This window comes from Ornithinimicrobium sediminis (assembly GCF_021272345.1).
In the GTDB taxonomy this organism is placed as follows: Bacteria; Actinomycetota; Actinomycetes; order Actinomycetales; family Dermatophilaceae; genus Ornithinicoccus; species Ornithinicoccus sediminis_B.
Genome location: NZ_JAJSDQ010000001.1, coordinates 616,459 through 631,073, shown reverse-complemented (window position 1 = coordinate 631,073; position 14,615 = coordinate 616,459). Strand labels below are relative to the sequence as shown.

The 14,615-nt window shown below is 72.2% G+C and carries 14 protein-coding genes; 8 read left to right on the top strand and 6 right to left on the bottom strand.

Translation table 11 applies throughout. The annotated features are described in order from the left end of the window. Positions 1-6 precede the first annotated feature (6 nt). Positions 7-999: a non-homologous end joining protein Ku gene (ku, locus tag LVO85_RS02895; RefSeq protein ID WP_232745883.1), complete on the top strand. Its 993-nt coding sequence runs from the start codon at positions 7-9 to the stop codon at positions 997-999. A 13-nt stretch (positions 1,000-1,012) separates the two neighbouring features. Here ku and LVO85_RS02890 read toward each other — a convergent pair whose 3' ends face one another. Then, on the bottom strand, positions 1,013-1,657 hold the full coding sequence (locus tag LVO85_RS02890; RefSeq protein ID WP_232745882.1) for a hypothetical protein: 645 nt from the start codon (positions 1,655-1,657) through the stop codon (positions 1,013-1,015). A gap of 178 nt (positions 1,658-1,835) precedes the next feature. On the opposite strand from LVO85_RS02890, the gene LVO85_RS02885 reads away from it, so the two are divergent. Continuing rightward, a complete protein-coding gene (locus LVO85_RS02885) occupies positions 1,836-4,346 on the top strand; it encodes an ATP-dependent Clp protease ATP-binding subunit (RefSeq protein WP_232745881.1) in 2,511 nt (836 codons plus the stop codon). A 141-nt stretch (positions 4,347-4,487) separates the two neighbouring features. Then, positions 4,488-5,582, top strand: coding sequence for a lipid II:glycine glycyltransferase FemX (locus LVO85_RS02880; protein ID WP_232745880.1), 1,095 nt, complete (start codon positions 4,488-4,490; stop codon positions 5,580-5,582). Positions 5,583-5,586: 4 nt separating this feature from the next. On the opposite strand, the gene LVO85_RS02875 is transcribed toward LVO85_RS02880, so the two are convergent. The 5 genes from LVO85_RS02875 to LVO85_RS02855 all read right to left on the bottom strand — a co-directional run bounded on the left by LVO85_RS02875 (position 5,587) and on the right by LVO85_RS02855 (position 10,583). Further along, complete coding sequence (locus tag LVO85_RS02875; protein WP_332875401.1) at positions 5,587-6,471, bottom strand: HhH-GPD family protein; 885 nt, start codon at positions 6,469-6,471, stop codon at positions 5,587-5,589. 23 nt (positions 6,472-6,494) lie between these two features. Beyond that, positions 6,495-7,571, bottom strand: a complete 1,077-nt coding sequence (gene disA / locus LVO85_RS02870; protein WP_232745879.1) for a DNA integrity scanning diadenylate cyclase DisA — start codon at positions 7,569-7,571, stop codon at positions 6,495-6,497. A gap of 116 nt (positions 7,572-7,687) precedes the next feature. Beyond that, positions 7,688-9,061, bottom strand: coding sequence for a DNA repair protein RadA (gene radA, locus LVO85_RS02865; protein WP_232745878.1), 1,374 nt, complete (start codon positions 9,059-9,061; stop codon positions 7,688-7,690). A gap of 47 nt (positions 9,062-9,108) precedes the next feature. After that, complete coding sequence (locus tag LVO85_RS02860) at positions 9,109-9,798, bottom strand: class I SAM-dependent methyltransferase (protein ID WP_232745877.1); 690 nt, start codon at positions 9,796-9,798, stop codon at positions 9,109-9,111. Then, the gene (locus LVO85_RS02855) at positions 9,795-10,583 is read right to left on the bottom strand and encodes a hypothetical protein (RefSeq protein WP_232745876.1); all 789 of its coding nucleotides are present in this window, start codon (positions 10,581-10,583) and stop codon (positions 9,795-9,797) included. The genes LVO85_RS02860 and LVO85_RS02855 overlap by 4 nt, the downstream gene beginning before the upstream one ends. A gap of 79 nt (positions 10,584-10,662) precedes the next feature. Here LVO85_RS02855 and LVO85_RS02850 point away from each other — a divergent pair, with 79 nt between their 5' ends. The 5 genes from LVO85_RS02850 to LVO85_RS02830 are packed head-to-tail and all read left to right on the top strand — an operon-like array spanning position 10,663 to position 14,614. Further along, positions 10,663-11,463, top strand: a complete 801-nt coding sequence (locus LVO85_RS02850) for a sugar phosphate isomerase/epimerase family protein (protein ID WP_232745875.1) — start codon at positions 10,663-10,665, stop codon at positions 11,461-11,463. Continuing rightward, the gene (locus tag LVO85_RS02845; RefSeq protein ID WP_232745874.1) at positions 11,460-12,113 is read left to right on the top strand and encodes a TetR/AcrR family transcriptional regulator; all 654 of its coding nucleotides are present in this window, start codon (positions 11,460-11,462) and stop codon (positions 12,111-12,113) included. Before LVO85_RS02850 ends, LVO85_RS02845 begins: the two co-directional genes overlap by 4 nt. Positions 12,114-12,124: 11 nt before the next feature. Continuing rightward, complete coding sequence (locus tag LVO85_RS02840; protein ID WP_232746182.1) at positions 12,125-12,868, top strand: ABC transporter ATP-binding protein; 744 nt, start codon at positions 12,125-12,127, stop codon at positions 12,866-12,868. Then, positions 12,865-13,599 carry an ABC transporter permease gene (locus LVO85_RS02835; RefSeq protein WP_232745873.1) on the top strand — a complete coding sequence of 245 codons (735 nt, stop codon included), beginning with the start codon at positions 12,865-12,867 and terminating at the stop codon, positions 13,597-13,599. Before LVO85_RS02840 ends, LVO85_RS02835 begins: the two co-directional genes overlap by 4 nt. 49 nt (positions 13,600-13,648) lie before the next feature. Then, positions 13,649-14,614 carry a proline dehydrogenase family protein gene (locus LVO85_RS02830; RefSeq protein ID WP_232745872.1) on the top strand — a complete coding sequence of 322 codons (966 nt, stop codon included), beginning with the start codon at positions 13,649-13,651 and terminating at the stop codon, positions 14,612-14,614. Position 14,615 lies beyond the last annotated feature (1 nt).

Here is a 14,615-nt window from a genome sequence, read left to right as displayed (position 1 = left end):
GGGGGAGTGCGAGCGATCTGGAAGGGAGCCGTGTCCTTCGGGCTGGTCAACGTGCCGGTCCGGCTCTACTCGGCCACGGAGAACCACGACGTCAGCTTCCACCAGGTGCGCGCCTCCGACGGCAGCCGCATCCGCTACAAGCGGGTGGCGCAGGCCGACGGGGAGGAGGTGGCCTACCGTGACATCGCCAAGGCCTACGAGACGACCGACGGCAAGACGGTCGTGCTGACGGACGAGGACTTCGCGAGCCTGCCCAACCGCAGCAGCAAGGAGATCGCGGTCGAGCGCTTCGTGCCGGTCTCGCAGATCGACCCGATCCTCTACGACAAGGCCTACTACATCGAGCCCGACGCCATGGGCGCCAAGGCCTACGGGCTGCTGCGGGAGGCGCTGCGTGAGAGCGAGCGCGTCGCGGTCGTCACGGTGTCGGTGCGCACCCGGATGACCATGGCCGTGCTGCGGGTCGTGGACGAGGTCATCGTGCTCCAGACGTTGCTGTGGCCCGACGAGATCCGGGATGCAGGCCAGCTGGACCACCTCGACGAGGTCTCCGAGCCCAAGGAGTCCGAGGTCGCGATGGCGCGCATGCTGGTCGACTCCATGGCCGGCGACTTCGAGCCCGAGGGGCACGAGGACGACTACCAGCAGGCGGTGGAGGCGCTGGTCCGGTCCAAGATCGAGGGCGGCGAGGTCACTGAGAGCCCGGACACCGAGGACGAGGGCGACACCGGCGAGGTCGTCGACCTGCTCGCTGCGCTGCAGCGCAGCGTGGACCGCGCGAAGGCCGCTCGGGGTGAGGGTTCCTCGTCGGACGCCGAGGAGGGGTCGGGCACGACGCCGGCTGCCAAGAGGACCACCGCGAAGAAGGCCACTGCCAAGAAGACGCGTGCGAAGAAGGACACCGCGAAGAAGACGCCCGCCAGGAAGACGGCGGCGAAGAAGACCTCGAAGAGGTCCTCGGCCAAGGACACGACGGACGAGGAGACCAAGGCCGGCTGACCCTCGTGGTGGCTCAGCCGCCGTCGGTGGGGGCCGACTCGTAGGCCTGCGTCGGGAAGCAGCCGACCGACTGGTCGATCTGGGTCACGAGCCTGCGCACCGGGCTGCGGAGCTCCTCGGTCAGCTCGGCGGCGGGCCCGGACAGCCCCTCGACCTGGAAGGCGTAGGGACCCGGCCCGCCGGGCTGCCCCTCCAGCTCGGGCAGGTTGCACTGCATGAGCGCCACCGTGCGACCGGGCACGACATAGGACTCGCCGAGGAACGCCGGGCCCCGCTCCATCCCGTCGGCGTCCGCGAGCTCGGCGCGGAAGGCCTCGGTCTCCTCCTGCCCGTTGGGGTACACGCTCAGGCGCAGCACGGTCTCGTAGCTGTCGCCGGTGACCAGGTTGACCTCGCACACCCACGCGTCGTCGTCGTTGCTGACCATCGACTCGCGGGCCCGGTCCAGGGCACCGTTGGTGGCGGTCGCCACCAGCTCCTCCTCGATCAGTGCGCAGTACCAGCCCGTGTCGGAGGCCGTGCCGGCCTCGGCCGGGCCGGGCGCCGAGGTGAGCGTCACGACGTCGGGCTCCGCAGTGTCCGGCCCGTCGCTCGTACAGGCGGCGAGCAGCAGTGACGCACCGGCGAGCGCGGCTGCAGAGGTGGGGAGGTGGCGCATGAGGGCAGAGTATGACGTGTACGGCTGGGGGAGCCGTCGCCGTGGTCCCACCGCCGCTTATGCCGTGGGCGAACACCGCGGCCACAGGGGCCCGGATGTGGAACAGTCCTGCGAAACACCGCGTTGAGCCCAGCAGACGCACGTACCATCGAGTCTTCTCGACGATTCAGGAGAGACCATGTTCGAACGGTTCACCGACCGGGCCCGCCGGGTTGTGGTGCTCGCGCAGGAAGAGGCGCGGATGCTCAACCACAACTACATCGGCACCGAGCACATCCTGCTCGGGCTGATCCACGAGGGGGAGGGCGTGGCCGCCAAGGCCCTGGAGTCCCTGGGCATCTCCCTGGACGCCGTGCGCGAGCAGGTCCAGGAGATCATCGGCCAGGGGCAGCAGTCGCCCACCGGGCACATCCCGTTCACCCCCCGCGCCAAGAAGGTGCTGGAGCTGTCCCTGCGTGAGGGCCTGCAGCTCGGCCACAACTACATCGGCACCGAGCACATCCTGCTCGGCCTCATCCGCGAGGGGGAGGGCGTCGCGGCCCAGGTGCTGGTCAAGCTCGGCGCCGACCTCAACCGGGTGCGCCAGACCGTCATCCAGCTGCTGTCCGGCTACCAGGGCAAGGAGGCCGCCGCCGCCGGTGTCGGCGCCAGCAGCCAGGAGGGCCAGCAGGCCGGCTCCCTGGTGCTGGACCAGTTCGGGCGCAACCTCACCCAGGCCGCCCGGGAGGGCAAGCTCGACCCGGTCATCGGCCGGCAGGCCGAGATCGAGCGGGTGATGCAGGTGCTCTCCCGCCGCACCAAGAACAACCCGGTGCTCATCGGTGAGCCCGGCGTCGGCAAGACGGCCGTCGTCGAGGGGCTGGCCACCGACATCGTCCGCGGCGAGGTGCCGGAGACGCTGAAGGACAAGCAGCTCTACACCCTCGACCTCGGGGCGCTCGTGGCGGGCAGCCGCTACCGCGGTGACTTCGAGGAGCGCCTGAAGAAGGTGCTCAAGGAGATCCGCACCCGCGGCGACATCATCCTGTTCATCGACGAGATCCACACCCTGGTGGGTGCCGGTGCCGCCGAGGGGGCCATCGACGCTGCGAGCATCCTCAAGCCGATGCTGGCCCGCGGCGAGCTGCAGACCATCGGCGCCACGACGCTCGACGAGTACCGCAAGCACATCGAGAAGGACGCCGCCCTGGAGCGCCGTTTCCAGCCGATCCAGGTCAGCGAGCCGACGCTGTCGCACGCCATCGAGATCCTCAAGGGTCTGCGCGACCGCTACGAGGCGCACCACCGGGTGTCGATCACCGACGCCGCCCTGGTCGCCGCGGCCACGATGGCCGACCGCTACATCAACGACCGCTTTCTGCCGGACAAGGCGATCGACCTCATCGACGAGGCGGGCGCGCGTCTGCGCATCCGCCGGATGACGGCTCCGCCGGACCTGCGCGACTTCGACGACAAGATCTCGCACGCCAAGCGTGAGAAGGAGTCGGCGATCGACGCGCAGGACTTCGAGAAGGCTGCGCGCCTGCGGGACGAGGAGCACAAGCTCACGCAGGCTCGCGCCGCCCGGGAGAAGGAGTGGAAGGCCGGCGACATGGACGTCGTCGCGGAGGTCGACGAGGAGCTCATCGCCGAGGTGCTGGCGGCCTCGACGGGCATCCCGGTCATGAGGCTGACCGAGGAGGAGTCCAGCCGGCTGCTCCACATGGAGGACGAGCTGCACAAGCGGATCGTCGGCATGGAGGACGCCATCACGGCGCTGTCCCAGGCGATCCGCCGCACCCGCGCCGGGCTGAAGGACCCGCGCCGTCCGGGTGGCTCGTTCATCTTCGCCGGGCCCACGGGTGTCGGCAAGACCGAGCTGGCCAAGGCGCTCGCGGAGTTCCTCTTCGGCGACGAGGACGCCCTGATCACCCTGGACATGTCGGAGTACTCCGAGAAGCACACGGTGTCGCGGATGTTCGGCTCGCCTCCGGGGTACGTCGGCTACGAGGAAGGTGGACAGCTCACCGAGAAGGTGCGCCGCAAGCCGTTCTCGGTCGTGCTCTTCGACGAGATCGAGAAGGCCCACCCGGACATCTTCAACAGCCTGCTGCAGATCCTGGAGGACGGTCGCCTGACCGACTCCCAGGGCCGTGCCGTGGACTTCAAGAACACCGTCATCATCATGACCACCAACCTCGGCACCCGGGACATCTCCAAGAGCGTCTCGCTCGGCTTCTCGGCCGGCAACGACACCCAGGGCAGCTACGAGCGCATGAAGAACAAGGTGACCGACGAGCTCAAGCAGCACTTCCGTCCCGAGTTCCTCAACCGCGTCGACGACACCATCGTCTTCCCGCAGCTCTCGCAGAGCGAGATCGTCCAGATCGTGGACCTGATGGTCGCCCGGCTCGACGAGCGGCTCAAGGACAAGGACATGGGCATCGAGCTCACGCCCGCGTCGAAGGCGCTCCTGGCCAAGAAGGGCTACGACCCGGTGCTGGGCGCACGACCGCTGCGCCGTGCGATCCAGCGGGAGATCGAGGACGCGCTGTCCGAGAAGATCCTCTTCGGCGAGCTGAAGGCCGGCGAGATCGTGCTGGTCGACACCGCTGGGGAGGGCAAGGAGGAGGCATTCACCTTCCAGGGCAGCCCCAAGGAGTCCCTGCCCGACCTGCTTCCCATCGAGGAGGCGACGACGTCGGAGTGAGACCGACGGTGTGACGTGACGGGGCCGGGTGCGCACAGCGCGCCCGGCCCTTCGCGCACTCGCCCTCCCGCCCCGGGCCGGGACACGCAGTAAGGGGGCGCTCATGTGCACCGGCGCCGTCCCCTCTCGTAGGGTTCCGGTGTGCCCCTCACCCTGGTCGAAGCCCATGACCGCTCGACGTTCAACGCCGCCGTCAGGGACCTTCCGATCAGCAGCCCGCTGCAGAGCTGGGGCTACGGCGAGGCCCGTCGTGTGCTGGGCCAGCAGCCCCTGCGCTTCCTGCTGCGGCGCAACGGCTCCACGGTCGGCGCACTGCAGGTCGTCCGCAAGCCCCTCGTGCCCGGTGTCAGCACCCTCTACGCCCCGCGCGGCCCCGCGCTGGAGAGCCTGGACGACCTGCCCGAGGTGGCTCGCCTGGTGCGCAGGATGGCCAGGACGACGGACATGCACCTCAAGATCGAGCCGTCGGTCCCGCTCGTCGCCGGCACCGAGCCGCACCAGGTCGACCTGGCGGCCGAGCAGTCCGTGATCCCCGAGCGGCTCGGGCCCTTCCGGCGCACCGAGACCGAACAGCCGGAGCACACGATCCTGGCCGACCTCGGCCAGGACAGCGACACCATCTTCGCAGGTCTGCACAAGATGGCCCGCCGCAACGTGCGCACCGCGCAGCGGATGGGGGTCGTGGCAGCCCGGGACGACGACTTCGCGGCGTTCTGGGAGATCTTCGACGCCACCAACCAGCGGGCCAAGCTCGGCTCGTTCCCGCGCGCCTACTACGAGACCTTGCTGCGCGAGGGCAACGGGGACGGCAGCGAGGCCTACCTGTTCCTGTCCCGGCACGAGGGCCGGGCGCTGGCCGGAGGGTTCTTCCTCGGGCTGGGCGACATGACCTGCTACCTCTACGGTGGCTCCATCCGGGACGACCGGCCCCCCTCGGAGGGGGAGACCCGCAAGGACGCCAAGGCACCGGACGCCTTCTACTGGGGGGCCATGCAGGACGCCAAGGAGCACGGCTACACGGCGTTCGACTTCTGGGGCATCCCGCGTCGGCTGGACGAGTCCAAGCACTCCTACGGCGTGTTCAAGATGAAGCTGAAGTTCGGCACCGCGCGCTACTGGTTCCCGGCCTACGACCTGTCCCTGCACCCGTTCAGCCCTGCGCTGCGCAAGGCGCTGCGGGCACGGCGCAGCTACGTCAACTACCGCTCGCGCGGCACCACCGACGACATCCTGTGAGGACCTAGCCGGGCAGACGGTAGGTCCGGCGGGCCAGCGGCTCGACGAGCCCGTCGGCCACCAGCGCGTCCAGGCACCGCTCCCGCTGCAGGTCGTCGGTCCACGCGAGGGCGAGCCGCTCCGCGGCCACCGGCGTCGTGGCCTCACGGAGCACCTGCACGAGCACCCCCCGGCACTGCCGGTCGGTCCCCGCCCAGGCCTGGCCTCGGCGCGGCGGACCGTCGTAGGCGGGGTGCCCGGCGCGGCGCCAGGCGCAGCGACCGGCCACCGGGCAGGCCGCGCAGTCCGGTGAGCGGGCGGTGCACACCAGCGCACCGAGCTCCATCACAGCGACGTTCCAGGTCGCTGCCGCGGCGTCGTCCCCGGGCAGTGCAGCACCGGCCAGCTCCGTCTCTGCCCGGGTGAGGGCCGGTGCCGGCAGCGCACGGCCGGTGAGCGCCCGGACCAGCACCCGCCGGATGTTGGTGTCGACCACCACGGCGCGGCCGCCGTAGGCGAAGGTGCGGACCGCCGCGGCGGTGTACTCGCCGACGCCGGGCAGCTGTCGCAGGCTCTCCAGGTCGTCGGGCACCTGCCCGCCGTGCTCGTCGCGGATGGTGCGTGCGGCGGCGTGCAGCCTCAGCGCCCGGCGCGGGTAGCCCAGCCGCCCCCAGGCGCGCACCGCCTCACCGGCGGGCTCCTCGGCCAGCCGCCCGGGAGTCGGCCAGCGTTCCAGCCAGGCACACCACACCGGCTCCACCCGTGACACCGGGGTCTGCTGCAGCATGACCTCGGAGACGAGCACCCCCCAGGGTGAGCACTCCGGGCGGCGCCAGGGCAGGTCGCGGGCGTGCACCGCATACCAGTCGAGCACCGGCCGGTGCAGGGCGTCGGCGGCGGTACGGGTCACCCCCGGAGCGGAGTCGGGCGCGCTCACACGTAGCGTTCGAGGATGCTCGTCTCGGCCAGACGGGACAGGCCCTCGCGCACCGCACGGGCCCGGGCCTCGCCCACGCCGTCGACGGTCATCAGGTCGTCCACACCGGCCGAGAGCAGGGCCTGCAGCGTGCCGAACTCGTCGATCAGCCGTTCGGTGATGGCACCGGGCAGCCGGGGGACCCGGCTCAGCAGCCGGTGCCCCCGAGGGGAGATGGACGAGTCGAGCGCGTCCCCGACGGTCAGGAAGCCCATGCACCGAGCCACCTGTCCGAGGTCGAGCAGGTCGGTGGCGGTCAGTGCCTCCAGGCAGGTGAGCACCTCCTCGACCGTATGCGGTGTCGAGACCTGGTGGATGTAGTCCCGCACGACGTGGTCACGGTCGTTGCCCAGCCCGCCGGTCAGCTCGCCCAGCTGCAGCGTGATGAGGCGTCCGTCGGTGCCGAGCTCGACGGCGTACTGCGCGATCTCGTCGGAGATCCGACGGACCATCTCCAGACGCTGCAGCACCGCCGCCACGTCCCGGACGGTGACGAGGTCCTCGATCTCCAGGGCCGACAGGGAGCCGGCGACCTCGTCGAGGCGTGAGCGGTAGCGCTCGAGGGTCTGCAGGGCCTGGTTGGCGCGGCCGAGGATCTGGCTGGAGTCCTCCAGCACGTAGCGCACGTCTCCGATGTATAGGGCGACGATGGACATGGACTGGCTGACGGCCACGACCGGGTGACCGGTCTGCTTGGCCACGCGCTCGGCGGTGCGGTGCCGGGTGCCGCTCTCGCGCGTCTCGATGGCGGGGTCGGGCACGAGCTGGGTGGCCGCCCGGACGATGCGGGTCACGTCCCGGTCGAGCACCACGGCACCGTCCATCTTGGCCAGCTCGCGCACCCGGGTGGCGGAGAACTCGATGTCGAGCTCGAACCCGCCCGTGCAGATCCCTTCCACGACTCGGTCGCTGCCCAGGACGATCAGGGCCCCGGTGCGCCCGCGCAGGATGCGCTCGAGCCCGTCGCGCAGCTCGGTCCCGGGGGCGACGACGGCAAGGACAGCACGCAGCACCTCGTCGTCGCTGCGCTCCATGCCGGCCATCTCACCCCGTATGTGTCGTCGTCCACGGTCCCACGGCACGTCGCACGAGCGTCCCTGTCCTTGCGCGGATTGTACCTGCTCACAGGTGTCCCACCCTCAAGGTCAGATCAGGGCGCGCCCAGCGCCGCCGACACGGCCTGGACCACCGAGGTGGCCTCCAGCACCTGCATGCCCGGCGGGGCGCCTCCCTCGCTCAGCGAACCGGCCGGCACGACCGCGCGGCGGAACCCGATCCGAGCCGCCTCGGCCAGCCGCCGGGGTGCGCCGGTGACCGGGCGCAGGTCGCCGGCCAGGCCCACCTCGCCGAAGGCGACGGTGCCCTGGGGGAGGGCGACGTCGAGCCGTGCGCCGGCGACCGCCAGGGCCACCGCGAGGTCGGCCGCCGGCTCCCCGAGGCGCACGCCGCCCACCGTGGACGCGTAGCAGTCGGCACTGTGGACGTCGAGGGAGGCCCGGCGGGTCAGCACGGCGAGCACCATGGCCAGGCGCGAGGAGTCGAGGCCGCTGGTGGTCCGCCGGGGGCTCCCTCCGGTCGAGGGGGTGACCAGGGCCTGCACCTCGGCGACCAGGGGCCGGCGACCCTCGAGGGTCACCGTGACGCAGGTGCCGGGGACCGGCCGGTCGCGGCTGGTGAGGAAGAGTCCGCTGGGGTCGGGCAGCCCGACGATGCCGCTGTCCCCGAGGTCGAAGCAGCCCACCTCGTCGGTGGGACCGAAGCGGTTCTTGACCGCACGCACCAGGCGCAGCCGGGAGTGCCGCTCGCCCTCGAACTGCACGACGACGTCCACCAGGTGCTCCAGCACGCGGGGGCCGGCGATGGCACCGTCCTTGGTCACGTGACCGATGAGCAGGGCGGCGATGTTGCGCGACTTGGCCACCTGGATGAGGGCGGAGGCGACCTCCCGCACCTGGCCCACGTTGCCGGGGGCACCCTCGACGTCGGCGCTGGCCATCGTCTGCACGGAGTCGATGACCAGCAGCGTCGGGCCCACCCGGTCGACCTGCCCGAGCACGGTGGCCAGGTCGGTCTCGGCGGCGAGGTAGAGCGTAGGGGCCACGGCGCCGATCCGCTCCGCCCGCAGGCGCACCTGCGCCGCGGACTCCTCCCCGGAGACGTAGAGCACGGTGCGGTCCTCCCGCGCCGCCCGGGCCGCCACGTCGAGGGCCAGGGTGGACTTGCCGATGCCGGGCTCACCGGCCATCAGGACGACGGCGCCCGGCACCAGCCCACCGCCCAGCACCCGGTCGAACTCGCCGACCCCGGTCGTGCTGGCCCGGGCGGGCTCCGCGTCGACGTCACCGATCGGCACGGCCGGGCGGGCAGGCGTGGCCGCCGCGGTGCGGACCGGGGTGGCCCCGACCTCGGCCACGGTGCCCCACGCCTGGCACTCGCCGCAGCGGCCGACCCACTTGACCGTGCTCCACCCGCACTCGGTGCAGCGGAAGGTCGGGCGGGTGGTGCGGGTCGACTTCGTGGGCATGCCCGAGACTCTAGGCGGGGCCGCCGACAACGGTCCCCGGCGCAGCGTCAGAACGTGCGGTGCCAGAGGTTGACGGCGTAGTCGACCCCCGTGCCGGGGTGCTCGCCCAGGATGCAGTCGGCCATCGTCTCGGTGAACTCGATGCGGACCACGGCCTCGAAGTCGGTCCGCGAGGCGAAGCGCCAGCGCATGTCGACCCGCGACACGGCATACCCCTGCCGTCGCCAGAACCGTTCCACCGCCGCGGGGTCGTAGTGCGGCCAGGCCCTGCGGAACCACGCGCCGAAGGTCGACCTGGTGGCGTCGTTGTCGACGACGAAGGCGGTGCCACCGGGTGCGAGCACGCGCTCGACCTCGGCGAGCCCGGGCTCGCAGCCGGCGCCGAAGAAGTAGGCCCACCGGGCGTGGACGATGTCGACGCTCGCGTCCTCCAGCGGGACGGCCTGGGCCGTCCCCTGCAGGACCCGGGCGCGGGGGAGGTCGGCGACCCGGTCCCGCGCGCGGGCGACCAGGGGCGGGTGCGGCTCGACGCCCACCACCTCGGTCGCCTCCTGCGCGAAGAAGGGCAGGTGGTAGCCGGACCCGCAGCCGAGGTCGAGCACCCGCCTGCCGCTCCACCCGGCGACCTGCCGCATCGCCGCCCAGACCGCGCCGCCGGGGTCGACACCGGAGTTCTCCAGCTCGTAGACGTCGGCGTGCTCCCAGATGTTGGGGCTGGGGACGACCTCACCGCTCATGCCTGCGCCCCGCCGGCGCGGGTCGCCGGGTGCACCCACAGCGGGAGGTGGCGGCGGCCGCGCCGCGCCGCGAGGGCCTCCTCGCAGTGCTCCACGAGCACCTGGTAGGCCGGCTCACCGATGAGCTCGACGAGCTCGTCGCGTAGCGACAGGTAGACCGGCTGCGCCGCGCTGTGGGCCACCGGTGCTGCCGTGCAGTACCAGTCGAGGTCGTGGCCGCCGGGCCCCCAGCCGCGGCGGTCGTACTCGGCGATGGTGACCTCCAGGTAGGACGTCTCGTCGGGGGCCTCGACGGTGCGGTAGGTGCGCCGCACCGGCAGCTGCCAGCAGACGTCGGGCTTGAGCGTGTGGGGTGGCAGGCCCTCGGCGACCGCGTGCTGGTGCAGGGCACAGCCGGCCCCGGCGGGGAAGCCCGGCCGGTTGAGGAAGATGCACGCCCCGTCGACGACCCGGGTCGTGACGTCGTCGCCGTCCCGGTCGCGCCAGGCGCCCTCCTGGCCCAGGTCGTGCAGCTGCCACTCGTCCGGCCCCAGCCGCCCGGCGGCCTCGCTCACCCGCGCCAGGTCGTCGTCGTCGGTGAGGTGGGCGCCGAGCGTGCAGCAGCCGTCGTCCGGGCGGTCGGCGTAGATGCCGGGGCAGCCCTGGCCGAAGATGCAGTGCCAGGACGAGGTCAGCCAGGTGAGGTCGCAGCGAAGCCGCTGTGCGGGCTCGGCGGGGTCGGTGAACTCCACCCACCAGCGCGGTGTGTCGAAGGCCACCTCCCGGTGACCGGGCACTGTCGTCATCGGACCAGGGTAGGCGGGGTTAGCCTGAGACCTATGCGGCTGGGTGTCAACGACCGACAGCGTCCGGAGGGCACGACCCGTGTCTGAGTCCCCGGGCGCGATCCCGGTCCACCTGTCGACCTCCTCGGTCTACCCCGAGAACGCCGCCTACGCCTTCGACCTGGCCGAGCGGCTCGGCTACGACGGCGTCGAGATCATGGTCTGGACCGACCCGGTCACCCAGGAGGCCGGGGCGCTGCGCGCGCTCGCCCAGCTGCACGGCCTGTCGATCGGCGCCATCCACGCCCCGACCCTGCTGCTGTCGCAACGGCTCTGGGGCTGGGACCCGTGGGGCAAGATCGACCGGTCCATCGAGCTGGCCCAGGCGGTGGACGCCGACTGCGTGGTGGTGCACCCGCCCTTCCGCTGGCAGCGGGGGTACGCCGAGGGCTTCGTCGACGGGGTGGCCGAGCGGGAGGTCCGCACCGGCATGCCCATCGCCGTCGAGAACATGTTCCCCTGGCGGGCCGGTGGGTCGGAGCTGCAGGCATACCTGCCCGACCACGACCCGACGGACGAGGCCTACGCGCACGTCACGCTGGACATCTCGCACGCCGCGACCTCCGGGTCGGACCCGGTGGCCATGGCACGCTTCCTGGGCCCCCGCCTCACCCACCTGCACCTGGGCGACAGCTTCGGCAGCTTCAAGGACGAGCACCTGGTGCCGGGCCGGGGCGACCAGCCGTGCGCCGAGGTGCTGCGCCACCTGGCCTCCTCCGGCTTCACCGGCATCGTGAGCGTGGAGGTCAGCACCCGCAAGGTGTCACCGGCCCAGCGGGAGACCGACCTGGCCGAGTCGCTCGCGTTCGCCCGGCAGCACCTGGCGATGCCGGTCGGATGAGCCCGCGGGCCCCGTCCCCCCGCACCCCTGGCCGCGGGCGACGCCCTGCCGGGGCGGACACCCGGGCGGACATCGTGGCCGCGGCCCGCGACGCCTTCGCGGAGCAGGGCTACGACCGTGCGTCGCTGCGCGGCATCGCCCGTGAGGCCCGGGTGGACCCCGCTCTCGTGCACCACTACTTCGAGGGGAAGGCCGCCCTCTTCGCCGAGGTCGTCCAGATCGGCGTCGACCCCAGGGCCGTGGTGGACCGGATCGTCGTCGGTGACCCCGAGCTGGTCGGGGAGCGCGCCGTGCGCGCCTTCCTCGCCGTCTGGGACGACCCCTCGCGCCGACCTCAGTTCGTGGCCCTGGTGCGATCGGCCGTGGCCCATGACGCCGCCGCACGGATGATCCGCGAGTTCCTCGCCGGGGAGGTGTTCGGGCGCATCGTGGTGGCGGTCCGGCGCGCGCAGCACGGGGGCCCCGACCGCCCTTCGCCCGACGAGGCCACGCGGGCCGGGCTGGCGGCGGCGCAGATGCTGGGCGTCGGGGTCATGCGGTATGTCGTGGAGCTGCCGGCCCTCGTGGACGCCTCGCCGGAGGACCTGGTGACCCTGCTGGGGGCGACCCTGCAGTGCTACCTGGTGCCGGAGGGTCCGACCGGCGTATAATTCACTACGTGATGAATACTTCGGAGCCGGCCGTGCGGACCCGCGGGCTGCGGGTGCGGCGCGGTCCCCGCGAGGTCCTGCACGGCGTCGACCTCGACGTCCCGGCAGGGCAGGTGGTCGGTCTGCTGGGCCCGAGCGGGGGCGGCAAGAGCACGCTGATGCGTGCGGTGGTCGGTGTGCAGGTCGTGCAGGCGGGGGAGGTGACCGTGCTCGGGCAGCCGGCCGGCGCACCCGGGCTGCGGAGCCGGGTGGGCTACGTGACCCAGGCGCCCAGCGTCTACGGCGACCTCACCGTGCGGGCCAACCTGCGCTACTTCGCCACCGTCATGGGGGCCGGCCGGCCGGCCGTCGACGAGGTGGTCGAGCAGACCGGCCTGCGGGGCCAGGTCGGACAGCGTGCGAGCACGCTCTCCGGGGGCCAGCTCTCCCGCCTCTCCCTGGCGGCAGCACTGCTCGGCGAGCCCGAGCTGCTGGTGCTGGACGAGCCGACGGTGGGTCTCGACCCGGTGCTGCGCCGCGACCTCTGGGACCTGTTCGGCCGGCTGTCCGGGGCCGGGGTCACCCTGCTCGTCAGCAGCCACGTCATGGACGAGGCCACCCGGTGCGACCGGCTGGTGCTGCTGCGCCACGGCGAGGTGCTGGCCGACGACACGCTGGCAGGCCTGCTGGAGCGCACCGGGGCGCCGGACGTGGAGCACGCCTTCCTCGAGCTGGTCGAGCACGCACCGCCTCCTGTCGGGTGGTCGGGCCCGTGACCCCGCGGCTGACGCTCGCCACGGCGCTGCGCGTGGTGCAGCAGCTGCGGGCAGACCACCGCACGGTGGCCCTGCTGCTCCTCCTGCCGTGCGTGCTCATCGGGCTCCTGGCCTGGGTCTTCGACGGCGGGCCGGTGTTCGACCGCATCGGGCCGGCGCTGCTGGGTGTCTTCCCGTTCACGGTCATGTTCGTGGTCACCAGCATCACGACCTTGCGAGAGCGCACCTCGGGCACCCTGGAGCGCCTGCTCGCTACGCCTCTGGGCAAGGGCGACTTCCTCGGGGGCTACGCCGTGGCGTTCGGCATGGTCGCCGTGGCTCAGGCCGGCATCGCGACGGCGTTCGCGATCGGCGTCTGCGGCCTGCAGGTCGCGGGCTCGCCGTGGGCCCTCGTCGGGGTCGCCGCCGCCAGCGCGCTGGTGGGGAACGCCCTGGGGCTGTTCGCCTCCGCCTTCGCGCGCACGGAGTTCCAGGCCGTGCAGTTCATGCCGGCCTTCGTGCTGCCGCAGTTCCTGCTCTGCGGGCTCATCGTGCCGCGCGACCAGATGCCGGCCGTGCTGGAGGCGGTCTCCCACGTCCTTCCCCTGTCGTATGCCGTGGACGCGATGAACGCCGTCAGCCGGTCGGCCGACGGTGGTGCGGAGGCGCTGGCCGACGTCGCCCTGCTCGCGGCGTTCGCCCTCGGCGCCCTCACGCTCGGGGCCCTCACGCTGCGGCGACGGACCCCCTGAGGGGGAGGCGGGGTGGGCAGTCAGGGGAGCAGGTCGTAGCCTGAGCCCCATGGATCTCGGTGTGGTCGACCCGGCAACGTGGATGCGGCAGGGGCTGCTCGGTGCGAGCCGGAGCACTGCGCTCCGCTCCCTGGTGGAGAAGGCTCCGGTGAGCCGCGACGTCGTGGCCCGGTTCGTCGCCGGCGCCTCGACGCAGGAGGCGGTGGAGGTCTCCGCAGAGCTGCGCGACACCGGCCGGCTGGTGACCATCGACTACCTCGGCGAGGACACCCTCGACCTGCAGATGGCGACGCAGACCCGTGACGCCTACCTCGAGCTGCTGAGCGCCCTCGCCGATCGGGGGCTGACCGGCCGCGGTGAGGTCGAGGTCAGCCTCAAGCTCAGCGCCCTCGGCCAGGCCCTCGGCGCGGACGGTGAGCAGGTCGCCCTCGACAACGCCCGGCAGATCTGCCAGGCGGCCGCCAACGCCGGCACGACGGTGACCCTCGACATGGAGGACCACGCGACGACCGACTCGACGCTGTCGGTGCTGCGCGAGCTGCGCCAGGACTGGCCGTGGGTGGGCGCGGTGCTGCAGAGCTACCTCTACCGCACCGAGCAGGACTGCCGGGACCTCGCCTACGAGGGCAGCCGGGTGCGCCTGTGCAAGGGCGCCTACCGGGAGCCGGAGTCGGTGGCCTACCAGGACAAGACCGAGGTCGACAAGGCCTACGTGCGGTGCCTCAAGATCCTGATGGCCGGCGACGGCTACCCCATGGTGGCCAGCCACGACCCCAGGATCGTCGAGATCGCCGGTGTCCTGGCGGACCGCCACGGCCGCACCCCCGACTCCTACGAGTTCCAGATGCTGCTCGGCATCCGACCCGACGAGCAGCGTCGCCTCGCTGCTGCCGGCGCCCGGATGCGGGTCTACCTGCCCTACGGCGACGAGTGGTACGGCTACCTGGTCCGCCGGATGGCCGAGCGTCCGGCCAACCTCGCCTTCTTCCTGCGCGCCGTCGCGACCACCGGGTGAC

Coding starts and splice junctions, on each gene's coding strand:
- LVO85_RS02890 (WP_232745882.1), bottom strand. CDS start 1,657: ATGCGCCACCTCCCCACCTCTGCAGCCGCGCTCGCCGGTGCGTCACTG.
- LVO85_RS02885 (WP_232745881.1), top strand. CDS start 1,836: ATGTTCGAACGGTTCACCGACCGGGCCCGCCGGGTTGTGGTGCTCGCG.
- disA (WP_232745879.1), bottom strand. CDS start 7,571: ATGGAGCGCAGCGACGACGAGGTGCTGCGTGCTGTCCTTGCCGTCGTC.
- radA (WP_232745878.1), bottom strand. CDS start 9,061: ATGCCCACGAAGTCGACCCGCACCACCCGCCCGACCTTCCGCTGCACC.
- LVO85_RS02860 (WP_232745877.1), bottom strand. CDS start 9,798: ATGAGCGGTGAGGTCGTCCCCAGCCCCAACATCTGGGAGCACGCCGAC.
- LVO85_RS02855 (WP_232745876.1), bottom strand. CDS start 10,583: ATGACGACAGTGCCCGGTCACCGGGAGGTGGCCTTCGACACACCGCGC.
- LVO85_RS02845 (WP_232745874.1), top strand. CDS start 11,460: ATGAGCCCGCGGGCCCCGTCCCCCCGCACCCCTGGCCGCGGGCGACGC.
- LVO85_RS02840 (WP_232746182.1), top strand. CDS start 12,125: ATGAATACTTCGGAGCCGGCCGTGCGGACCCGCGGGCTGCGGGTGCGG.
- LVO85_RS02830 (WP_232745872.1), top strand. CDS start 13,649: ATGGATCTCGGTGTGGTCGACCCGGCAACGTGGATGCGGCAGGGGCTG.